The sequence below is a fragment of the Bradyrhizobium sp. STM 3566 genome, from assembly GCF_045571445.1.
In the GTDB taxonomy this organism is placed as follows: Bacteria; Pseudomonadota; Alphaproteobacteria; order Rhizobiales; family Xanthobacteraceae; genus Bradyrhizobium; species Bradyrhizobium vignae.
In genome coordinates this window covers 4,927,351-4,937,774 of the sequence record NZ_CP120692.1, presented here as the reverse complement: position 1 = coordinate 4,937,774, position 10,424 = coordinate 4,927,351, and the positions used below count along the sequence as shown (strand labels likewise).

The 10,424-nt window shown below is 65.1% G+C and carries 8 protein-coding genes; 3 read left to right on the top strand and 5 right to left on the bottom strand.

Translation table 11 applies throughout. From position 1 onward, the window contains the following. Nucleotides 1-69 precede the first annotated feature (69 nt). Nucleotides 70-840 (bottom strand): SDR family NAD(P)-dependent oxidoreductase, encoded by a 771-nt coding sequence (locus P6U27_RS23880; RefSeq protein WP_122404186.1) that lies wholly within the window; start codon nt 838-840, stop codon nt 70-72. 182 nt (nt 841-1,022) lie between these two features. Beyond that, a complete protein-coding gene (locus tag P6U27_RS23875) occupies nt 1,023-1,310 on the bottom strand; it encodes a hypothetical protein (RefSeq protein ID WP_129142952.1) in 288 nt (95 codons plus the stop codon). Between the two features lie 109 nt (nt 1,311-1,419). On the opposite strand from P6U27_RS23875, the gene P6U27_RS23870 reads away from it, so the two are divergent. The 3 genes from P6U27_RS23870 (at nt 1,420) to P6U27_RS23860 (ending at nt 7,356) form a co-directional block, all read left to right on the top strand. Beyond that, nucleotides 1,420-2,820 (top strand): CoA transferase, encoded by a 1,401-nt coding sequence (locus P6U27_RS23870; RefSeq protein ID WP_122404184.1) that lies wholly within the window; start codon nt 1,420-1,422, stop codon nt 2,818-2,820. A 145-nt stretch (nt 2,821-2,965) separates the two neighbouring features. Further along, entirely contained in the window at nt 2,966-4,210 is a 1,245-nt protein-coding gene (locus P6U27_RS23865) for an efflux RND transporter periplasmic adaptor subunit (protein WP_122404183.1), read from the top strand. A 29-nt stretch (nt 4,211-4,239) separates the two neighbouring features. After that, on the top strand, nt 4,240-7,356 hold the full coding sequence (locus tag P6U27_RS23860) for an efflux RND transporter permease subunit (RefSeq protein WP_122404182.1): 3,117 nt from the start codon (nt 4,240-4,242) through the stop codon (nt 7,354-7,356). A gap of 3 nt (nt 7,357-7,359) precedes the next feature. Here P6U27_RS23860 and P6U27_RS23855 read toward each other — a convergent pair whose 3' ends face one another. From P6U27_RS23855 to P6U27_RS23845, 3 genes are read right to left on the bottom strand one after another with little or no spacing between them, the layout of a single operon-like run. Further along, nucleotides 7,360-8,322 (bottom strand): amidohydrolase family protein, encoded by a 963-nt coding sequence (locus P6U27_RS23855; RefSeq protein WP_122404181.1) that lies wholly within the window; start codon nt 8,320-8,322, stop codon nt 7,360-7,362. A gap of 51 nt (nt 8,323-8,373) precedes the next feature. Continuing rightward, nucleotides 8,374-8,931 carry a hypothetical protein gene (locus P6U27_RS23850; protein WP_122406759.1) on the bottom strand — a complete coding sequence of 186 codons (558 nt, stop codon included), beginning with the start codon at nt 8,929-8,931 and terminating at the stop codon, nt 8,374-8,376. A 24-nt stretch (nt 8,932-8,955) separates the two neighbouring features. Then, a complete protein-coding gene (locus tag P6U27_RS23845) occupies nt 8,956-10,386 on the bottom strand; it encodes a TolC family outer membrane protein (RefSeq protein WP_122404180.1) in 1,431 nt (476 codons plus the stop codon). Nucleotides 10,387-10,424 lie beyond the last annotated feature (38 nt).

Genomic DNA, 10,424 nt, shown 5'->3' with positions numbered 1-10,424 from the left:
GGCACCGCGTGGATGGCCGGATCAAGCCCGGCCATGACGGTGGAGGAAGCCGCGCAAATCAGGCTCACTTCAAAAATTCACCCGGTTCGAGATCGCGCCATCCACGACAAGGTTCGATCCCGTCGTGAACCCCGATACCGGGCTTGCCAGAAACACCGCCGCGCTCGCGATCTCCTGCGGCGTTGCCATGCGGCCGGTCGGATTGCGGCTCATCGCATCCTTATAGCGTTCCGGCATGTTTTTCTCGATCATCTCCCAGACGCCGCCCTTGAAATAGACGGTGCCGGGTGAAACGACATTCACGCGGATCTTCTTCTTCGCATATTGCCGCGCCAGTCCCTTGGCCATGTGGATCAGCGCGGCCTTGATCGGACCGTAGGAACTCGCCGTGTCCGCCTGCGCCGCGGAGATCGACGAGATGATCACGAAGGCCGCATCGCCGCTGCTGGCACCGCTTGTCTCGAGAAACGGCCGCGCCGCGTCGAAAGCGTGCACGGCGCCGAGAACGTCGAGCCGGAAATTCTGCTCCCAGGACGCGGGATCGTGTCCTTGCGCCATTGCGCCGGCATTGGAGAACAGCATGTCGATGCCGCCGAGCTCCTTTGCTGCAGCCTCGATCCAGGATTTCAGGGCCGTGCCGTTGGTGACGTCGACCGGGCCGCCGGTGGCGTTGATGCCGCCCGCCTTCAACTCCGCGACAGTGGCCGCAACCTGGTCCGCATTGCGCGCGCAGACCGCGACATTGGCGCCTTCACCGGCTAGCGTCGTCGCGATCGCCCGCCCGATCCCGCGCGTGCCGCCGAGCACGATCGCGTTCTTGCCTTTCAGACCGAGATCCATCTTGGACTCCTTCTTTGTTTCTTGGTCGCAGGAAGTGTAGCTGCTTGAAGGGACACGCAGAAGCCTTCAAATCATCATTGCGAGGAGCTCTTGCGACGAAAGCAATCCAGACTGGATGCCGCAGCAACGATTCTGGATTGGTTCGCTTCGCTCGCAATGACGTGGAAGGAGATGCGCTCGCCTCACTCCGGCGCCGCGCCCACTGGCGGGCCGCCGGGCGGCCGGTGCAGGAAGGTCAGCGATGCGTAGGCGCCGACCCAGGAGCCGAGCGCCGCGAAGGCGACATAGAATGCATTCTCGGTGTAGCTGATCACCGCGTAGGATGAGAGCAGGTACCAGATCGCGCTCCAGGTCGCCGCCGGCACGCGCTTGCGCGCGACCACGGCCGAGGTGAACATCACATAGACCGCGTCGGTGGCCGCCGTCGCGACGAAGACGGCGCCTGCGGTGAGGGGATCGATGGCGGCCATTGCATTCCCTTGTGTGCTGATGGATGGTCGCAAAAACTACAGCATGATCCGTGAAAGTGTGCAGCGGTTTTCCGAAAGATCATGCTCCTGGAAACGGAGAGAAGCGGCCATGCAAAGCCCCGCCGATATTCTTCGCAGTATCTGGACCTCCGTCGGCGGTGATGCGTCCGCCCTGGATCGCGTGCGGCTGACCGGCACCGAGCCACAGATCCCATCCTCGTTTCGTGTCGCCGTCGCCGGCCAGACGACGATAGCCGCCGCCGGCCTTGCCGCCGCCGAAATCTGCCGACTGCGCAGCGGTGAGACTCAGGATGTTCATGTCGACATGCGCCACGCCGTCGCCGAATGCCGCTCCGAGCGCTATCTGCGCGTCGATGACAAGCCGCCACCGCCGGCCTGGGACGCCATCGCCGGCGTCTACCGGACCGGCGACGGCCGCTTCGTCCGCTGCCACACCAATTTCCCGCATCATCGTGACGCCGTCTGCAAGGTGCTTTCCTGCGCGCCCGAACGCGAGAAAGTTCAAGCCGCGTTGATGCAGTGGCGCGGCGAGGATTTCGAAACCGCGGCCTACGCAGCAGGCGGCGTCGTCGCCTTGATGCGCGGCTATGACGAATGGGCGGTGCTGCCGCAGGCGCGTGCACTCGCCGAACTGCCGCTGGTATCGATCGAGAGGATCGGCGAGGCCCGGCCAAAGCCGTGGCCAAGAGGCGATCGTCCGCTCTCGGGTCTTCGCGTCCTCGATCTCTCCCGCGTCATCGCGGGCCCCGTCGCCGGCCGCACGCTCGCTGCGCACGGCGCAGACGTGCTGCTGGTGTCAGGGCCACAGCTGCCCGCGATTCCCTGGCTCACCATCGATACCGGTCGCGGCAAGCTCACCACCTCCATCGAGTTGAAGAATGAGGCCGGGCGTGCGCAGCTGCGCGAGCTATTGAAAGACGCCGACATCTTCTCGCAAGGCTATCGCCCGCGTGCGCTCGCCGCGCTCGGCTTTGCGCCGGAGGACGCAGCGCAAATCAATCCCGGCCTCGTCTATGTCACGCTGTCGGCCTATGGTCACACCGGCCCCTGGGCCGAACGGCGCGGCTTCGACTCTCTGGTGCAGACCGCGACTGGCTTCAATCATGCCGAAGGGCGGGCCGCCGGCATCGATGCGCCCAAGGAATTGCCGGCACAGATCCTCGATCACGCCACCGGCTATCTGATGGCGTTCGGCGCGATGATGGCCAAAGCGCGCCAGGCGCGCGAAGGCGGCAGCTGGCACGTGCGCGTGTCGCTGGCGCAGACCGGACGGTGGCTGTGGAATCTCGGCCGGCTCGACGGCGGGCTGAATACCACGGATCTTACGGGCGAGGCCGTACACGCTGCGTTCATCGAGAGCGTGCCATCTGGCTTCGGCACGTTGAAGGCAGTGCGCCATTCCGCACTGCTATCGAAGACGCCGGCGCGATGGGGCCGTCCGGCAATGCCGCTTGGCAGCCATCCGGCACAGTGGCCGGAGCGAAGCTGACGTGAAGCTGACGTGTCGCAAAATTTTAACGCAAACCGAAAGGTGCGAGGCGTTTTTTAGGTTGTTTGAACTCCCAATTCGGCAGTATTAGCGCGATCGACAAGGCAGGCGTCTGCCGAGATCGCCGCAGACACGACCGGGCTCCATGGCAGTTGAAAATACCAAGCGATTGCAGGTGTTTACAAGACAACGGATGATCGTGTCCGTAGTTTTACTAGCTCTTGCCGGTGCCGGGGCCTACGGCTTCCTCTATGCGGGGCCGAAGGAAAAGAAGCCCTCCGAGATCTCGAGCCAGTCACGCAAGAATGCGCAGACCTTCACGCCGACGCCGTCCGAATGGGCGACGCTGACGATCGAGCCGGTCAAGGCCAAGACCTTCCGCGCCGAATATGTCACCGAGGGCAAGGTCGCCGTTGACGAGGACCGCTCGACACCGGTGTTTTCGCCCTATGCGGGCCGGGTCACCAAGCTGCTGGCCAAGCCCGGCGAGATGCTGAAGCAAGGTCAACCGCTGTTTACGATCGAGGCCGCCGACACGGTGCAGGCCCAGAACGATTTCATCGCGGCGATGACTGCGCAGAACAAGGCGAAGTCGGCGATCGATCTCGCCGACATCCAGTACAAACGCGCCAAGGATCTCTACGAGGGGCACGCCATTCCGCTGAAGGACTACCAGCAGGCGGAAACAACCCAGATCCAGGCGCAGAACGACATGCGCTCCGCGGTGACGGCGCTGGAAGCCGCGCGCAACAAGCTGCGCATCCTCGGCTTCACCGACGAGACCATCAAGACGTTCCAGGAAAAGGGTACGATCAATCGGGAGATCACGATTTACTCGCCGATTTCCGGCACGGTCGTGCAGCGCAAGATCGGCCCCGGCCAATATGTCAGCGCCGGCGCCAGCGATCCGGTCTTCGTGGTCGGCGATCTCTCCACGGTCTGGCTCACCGCCTTCGTGCGGGAGAGCGATGCGGCCGCGGTGTGCATCGGGCAGGACATCAGCGTCAATGTGATGGCCCTGCCGGGCCGTCCGCTCGCTGCCAAGATCAACTACGTTGCCGCCGCGATCGACCCCACCACCCGCCGCCTGCTGGTCCGCGCCACCATCGACAACCAGGACGGGCTGCTGAAGCCGGAGATGTTCGCGAATGTCACGATCTATTCGGCCGGCGACCGCGCCGCGCCGGCGGTGCCGAAGCAGGCGCTGATCTATGAAGCCGACAAGGTTCGCCTCTGGGTCGCGCGCGAGGACAAATCGGTCGAGCTGCGCCAGATCAAGACCGGTCTCATCAACGGCAACCTCGTCGAAGTCACCAGCAATCTGAAGCCTGGCGAGCAGATCGTCACCAAAGGCAGCCTTTTCATCGACCGCGCGGCGTCAGGCAGCTGATCGACGACCCAAAGAAATTGAAGACCTGAATGGATCGTCTCGTCGCCCTTGCCGTCAACCGGCGCTTTCTGATGGTCGGCATGTTCGTCGCCGTGTTGATCGGCGGCCTGATCGCGTTCAACCAGCTCAACATCGAGGCCTATCCCGATCCGACCCCGCCGATGGTCGACATCGTGACGCAAAGCCCGGGCCTGTCGGCGGAGGAGATCGAGCGCTACATCACGATCCCGATCGAGACCCAGGTCGCAGGTCTGAAGAACCTCACCACCATCCGCACCATCTCGCTCTACGGCCTCTCCGACATCAAGCTCCAATTCTCCTTCGCCTATACTTATGACGAAGCGTTGCAGCAGGTGCTGAACCGCCTGGCGCAGCTCGCGCCGCTGCCCGGTAACGTGCAGCCGCAAATCTCGCCGCTCAGCCCGATCGGCGAAATCTTCAGGTATCGTCTCGTCGGCCCGCCGAATTACAGCGTGCTCGACCTCAAGACCATCCAGGACTGGATCCTGCAGCGCCGCTTCCGGGCCGTGCCCGGCGTCATCGACGTCACCGGCTGGGGCGGCAAGAGCAAGACCTATGAGCTCGAGGTCGATTTCAACAAGCTGGTCGCCAACGGCCTGACCCTGCCGCAATTGCTCCAGGCAGTCGGCAATTCCAACGTCAATGTCGGCGGCAACACCGTGGATATCGGCCAGCAATCGGCCGTGGTGCGCGGCGTCGGCCTGATCCGCTCGATCGACGATCTCGCCAATACCATGGTGGCGCAGACAGGCGGCAACCCGGTGCTGGTCAAGGACGTCGCCACCGTCACGGTCGGCCAGAAACCCCGCCTCGGCATCGCCGGCATCGACGAGGCCGACGACATCGTGCAAGGCATCGTCCTGATGCGGCGCGGCGAGCAGAGCTCGCCGACCATCAAGCGCGTCCACCAGCTGGTCCAGCAGATCAACAACTCCAGCATCCTGCCGCCCGGCGTGCGCATCGAGCGCATCTACGACCGTGGGGATCTGATCGAGCTCACCACTCACACCGTGCTGCACAACATGGTGGTCGGCATTTTGCTGATCGTGCTGTTGCAGTGGATATTCCTTGGTGATCTCCGCAGCGCGCTGATCGTCGGCGCCACCATTCCATTCGCACTGTTCTTCGCCGTGATCATCCTGGTGCTCCGCGGAGAATCGGCGAACCTGTTGTCAGTCGGAGCGATCGATTTCGGCCTGATCGTCGATGCCACCGTGATCATGGTGGAGGCGATCTTCCGGCGTCTGACCGAGACGACGCCGGTGTCGGAAACCGAGCAGATGTCGAATGAGACGCTGTTCGGCATGAAGAGCCATGCAATCCTCAGCGCCGCGGCGGACGTTTCGCGCTCAATCTTCTTTGCAGCGGCAATCATCATCGCGGCCTTCCTGCCGCTGTTCACGCTCTCCGGCGTCGAGGGTAACATCTTCGGGCCGATGGCCCGCACCTATGCCTATGCGCTCGCCGGCGGGCTCCTTGCGACGTTCACTGTCACGCCGGCGCTGTCCGCGATCATCCTGCCCGCCCACGTCCAGGAAACCGAGACGAAGGTCATGCTGATCCTGCACCGGCTCTACATGCCGGTGCTGAACTGGGCCGTCGCCAACCGCAACATCGTCCTCGGCGGCGCCGTCGGCCTCGTGGTGATGACGGTGGCACTCGGCCGGCTGCTCGGTCTCGAATTCCTGCCGAAGCTGGAAGAGGGCAATCTCTGGATCCGCGCCACGCTGCCGCCGACCATCTCGCTGCAGGAAGGCAATTCCTATGTCAACGAGATGCGCAAGGTGATCCGCGCGCGGCCCGAGGTCGAGTCCGTTGTGTCGCAGCACGGTCGTCCCGACGACGGCACCGACGCGGCCGGCTTCTTCAACGCCGAGTTCTTCGCGCCGCTCAAGCCCGCGAGCCAATGGCCCGGCACGCACGACAAGGAAGAATTGACCGCGCAACTGCTCAAGCAGCTCGACGATCGCTTCCCCGGTGTCGAGTTCAACTTCTCGCAATACCTCCAGGACAACGTCTCGGAAGCCGTCTCCGGCGTGAAGGGCGAGAACTCGATCAAGCTGTTCGGCAGCGACCTCCAGGCGCTCACCGACACCGCCAACAAGATCAAGTCGGTGCTGGCCACCGTGCAGGGCGTCACCGACCTTGCGGTGTTCACCTCGCTCGGGCAGCCGACCGTCCAGATCGACATCGATCGCGCCAAGGCCGCGCGCTACGGCCTTGCGCCGGGCGACATCAATGCCACCATCAAGGTCGCGATCGGCGGCGACACCGCCGGCGACCTTTATGAGCCTGGAAGTGACCGCCATTTTCCGATCATCGTTCGCCTCGCGCCGGAATACCGCCGGAGTGCCGAGGCGATCCAGAATTTGCGGGTCGGCGCGCCCGGGCCGAACGGCACCGTCACGCAGATCCCGTTGAGCGAGGTCGCCACTATCAACCTCGTCTCGGGAGCGGCTTACATCTATCGCGAGCAGCAGGAGCGCTATCTGCCGATCAAGTTCTCGGTGCGCGAGCGCGACCTCGGCAGCGCGATCCGCGAGGCGCAGCAGAAGATCGCCGATCAGGTGCAACTACCGCCTGGCTCGCACATGGAATGGGTCGGCGAGTACGGCAATCTCCAGGACGCGATCCGGCGACTGTCGATCGTGGTGCCGATCTCGCTGGCGCTGATCGGCATCCTGCTCTGGTTCAACTTCGGTTCGATGGCGGACACGCTGCTCGCGATGAGCGTGATCCCGATGGCAATCTTCGGCGGCGTGCTCGGGCTGTTGATCACCGGCACGGCGTTCAGCGTGTCCGCGGCAATCGGCTTCATCGCGCTGTTCGGCATCGCCGTGATGGACGGCATCATCATCATCTCGCAGTTCAACCAGCTCATCGAGGAGGGAATGGACCGCATGGGCGCGGTCGTGCGCACCGGCGAGCTGCAGCTCCGGCCCGTGCTGATGACCTGCGTTGTCGCAGGCGTCGGCCTGCTGCCGGCGGCACTGTCCGAAGGCATCGGCTCGCAGGTGCAGAAGCCGCTCGCGGTCGTCGTCGTCACCGGCATGATGCTGGCGCCGGTCGTGATCCTGGTGACCTTGCCGGTCCTGATCTCCTTTTTCTCCCGCCGCGCGCGCTGACCGTCAGAACCCGTAGAGCCGCGCCGGATTGTCGACCAGGATCTTCTTGCGCACCTCCGCGTCCGGCGCCCACACCGGGAGCTGGTTGAGCAGGCGGCCGTCGTCGATCTGATAGAGCGGCGCGATGTCGGTGGGCTTGCGTCCCTCGACGCGGCTCGAATCCGGATGCGGCCAGTCGGTGCCCCAGACGATGCGGTCGGCATTCGCCGTGATCAGCGCGCGGGCATAGGGCACCATGTCCTGATAGTCGGGCGCGAGCTTGGACGAACGATAGGCGCCGGAGATCTTCACGTAGGCCTTGCCGGACTTCACCAGTGCGACGAGATCGGAGAAGCCCGGCTGCTCCAGCCCGAGCGAAGCGTCGAGGCCGCCGAAATGGTCGAACACGACGGGCACCGGCGCCGTCTCGACCAGGTCCTTGATCGCCGAGATCATGGTCAGCGTGGTGTAGAGCTGCACGTGCCAGCCGCGCGTCCTCATGCGCTCGACGGCGGCGGTGAAGCGTGGTCGGCCGACATTGGGATCATTGACGCCGCCGGTCGCCAGATTGAGGCGGATGCCGCGGAAGCCGTCCTGATGCATCGTATCGAGCGCGCTCTCCGGCGTCTTGTCGTCGATCACGGCGACGCCGCGCGCGGTCGCGCCGCGCGCCTTCATGCCGAACAGAGTGGACGAATTGTCGGTGCCGTAGACGCTCGGCGTCACGATCACCACGCGCTCGATATGCAGCGCCTTGTGCAGCGCCGCCATTTCTTCCGGCGAAGCCGGCTCCGGCGTGTAGACGCGCCCGGCGAAGAACGGAAACTTTTCGACATCGCCATGAATGTGGGTATGGCAGTCGCAGGCATGCGCCGGCACGTCGAAATTGATCGGCGTCGCAGGCTGCGCCGCGCGGGCGTGGGCTCTGTTGGTCATGGCTACTCCGGCGGCGAGGGAGGCAAGCAGGACGCTGCGTCGATTGAGCATGGTTTCTCTCCCGGTTATTTTTTTGTAGGCGGGTGAGAGGAGACTATCACGTCAGCCGGGCAGCCGCTCCGCTTCGCTGCATAGCTGCTCGACGAGACCAGCAAGCGGACGCGAGCCGTCCACGCGCACGACCGGGCAGGACAGGCCCGCGAGCCAAGCCTCATCTTTTGCGAGACTGCGGCCCTCGCGGTCGCCGGCTTCGTAGCGCGAGGCCCATTCGACGAAAGATTCCGTTTCCTCATGACGCCAGCCGCCCTGCGCGACGGCATCAGCTCCGAAATGCGCGGCCTCGCGGCCACGCAGGCGCTGCAAGCGAAGCTCGCGTGGCGTCGTCACAAAGATGACGAGATCGAAGAGCGGGACGAGCTCGTTGCCCCAGCCGGTGACGGTTCCGCTGAGCACCCAGTCGAGGCGCGGCAAGAACATCTCGCGCATCAGGCGCAGGCGGTCGGCGGCGGGGCGGGTCGTCTGATAGGGCGGCACGGTCGGCAGCCAGAAATAGTCGTCGCTGTCGTGATGCGGCAGCGCCAGCCGGCCGGCGAGCGCGCGACCGATCGTGGTCACGCCGGAGCCCGAGGCTCCCATCAGATGAATGCGGCGGCTTTTCATCGGCATCCACCAGAGAGATTTAGGCTACTGCCCCGACGGCGTGCGCAGGCCGTGCCAGGCGTCGCGGACCTGGTGGTAGTGCACCTCGGGCAGATAGTCCGGCGTATTCAGGTTCAGCGTCTTGACATCGAGATGGCCGATGGCGCTGAGCAGCGTGTAGGAGGCGATCACCCGGTCGCGTTGCGCACCGATCAGGCGGGCCTTGGCCTGGATCAGATCGGCTTGCGAGTTCAAGACGTCGACCGTCGTGCGCTGCCCGCCGGCGGCCTCGCGCTGCACGCCCTGCAGCGCGACGGTCGCCGCCTTCACCTCGGACTCCGAGGCCGAGACCGCGATCTTGGCGCCTTCATTGGCGGCCCAGGCGCTGACCGCCGCCGTGCGCGCCTGATTGCGCACCTGGTCGAGCACCAGCCGGCTCTGCGCCGTCATCTCCTTGGCCTGCCGGGTCTGCGCCGCGGCCTGGCCGCCGTCATAGATCGGCGCGGTGACGTTGGCGATGATCGAGGCCTGGTCCTCGGCGAAGGTGCCGAGGGTCGGGTCGTTGTTGCGGCTCTTGCTGGCGCTGCCCTGGATGGTCGCGCTCGGCAGCAGCGTGCCTTCGGCGATGCGGATGTTGGTGGAGGCGACGTCGACGTCGAAGCTGGCGGCCATCACCGCCGGATGCTGGCGGATCGCCATCGTCATGGCGTCCTCGCGGCTCTTCGGCAGATAGCGGTCGATGGCCTCGGCAGGCTTGAGCTGCGACGGCGCATTGCCGATCACTTGCGTATAGGTGGCCTGGCTGACGGCGAGCGCGACCTCGGCCGCGTTGAGATCGGAGAGGCCGCGGTTGAGACGGGCCTCGGCCTGGGCGGTGTCGGTCGGCGTGACATCGCCGGCATTGAGACGGCGCTGGGTGACGGCGAGTGTCTCGCGCAGGAAGGCGACGTTGGAGCGCTGCGCCTCGACCAGCGACTGGTTGGCGAGCACGTTGGTGTAGGCGGTGACCGCATCGAGCAGCACGCCCTGGCCGACATTGCGCAGCGCCTCCCGGCCCGACTGCACCTGGAGTTCGGCGGCCCGTACGCCATTGGCGGTGCGGAAACCATTGAACAGGGTCTGCGTCACGGTGACGCCGATGATCCAGGGCTTCAGATTGGCGGTCTGGATGGTGTTGTCGGGCAACAGATTGCGCACCGATTGCAGGCCGGCGCTGAGGCTCGCCACGATCTGCGGCCGGTAGCCGGCAAGCGCCTGCGGCACGTTCTCGTCGGTCGCGCGCTGGCGCGCGCGCTCGGCATTGAGCTGCGGATTGGTCTGGTAGGCCTTGGCCAGCGCCTCGGGCAGAGCTTCGGCCCAGGCGGCGGAGGGCAGGGCGCAGGAGAGTGCCAGCGTGGTCCATGTCGCAAACACGGGACCCACGCCCCATCGATGCCGCGTCACCACGCGACCGGCTCTGGCGGTACGCCCAATCATGTAATCCCGCTTAACCCCCGGCTATCCGCCCCCACCGA

Excerpts from the sequence above, each read along its gene's own strand:
- P6U27_RS23855 (WP_122404181.1), bottom strand. The coding sequence starts at position 8,322 with ATGCTCAATCGACGCAGCGTCCTGCTTGCCTCCCTCGCCGCCGGAGTA.
- P6U27_RS23875 (WP_129142952.1), bottom strand. The coding sequence starts at position 1,310 with ATGGCCGCCATCGATCCCCTCACCGCAGGCGCCGTCTTCGTCGCGACG.
- P6U27_RS23865 (WP_122404183.1), top strand. The coding sequence starts at position 2,966 with ATGGCAGTTGAAAATACCAAGCGATTGCAGGTGTTTACAAGACAACGG.
- P6U27_RS23850 (WP_122406759.1), bottom strand. The coding sequence starts at position 8,931 with ATGAAAAGCCGCCGCATTCATCTGATGGGAGCCTCGGGCTCCGGCGTG.
- P6U27_RS23845 (WP_122404180.1), bottom strand. The coding sequence starts at position 10,386 with ATGATTGGGCGTACCGCCAGAGCCGGTCGCGTGGTGACGCGGCATCGA.
- P6U27_RS23860 (WP_122404182.1), top strand. The coding sequence starts at position 4,240 with ATGGATCGTCTCGTCGCCCTTGCCGTCAACCGGCGCTTTCTGATGGTC.
- P6U27_RS23870 (WP_122404184.1), top strand. The coding sequence starts at position 1,420 with ATGCAAAGCCCCGCCGATATTCTTCGCAGTATCTGGACCTCCGTCGGC.
- P6U27_RS23880 (WP_122404186.1), bottom strand. The coding sequence starts at position 840 with ATGGATCTCGGTCTGAAAGGCAAGAACGCGATCGTGCTCGGCGGCACG.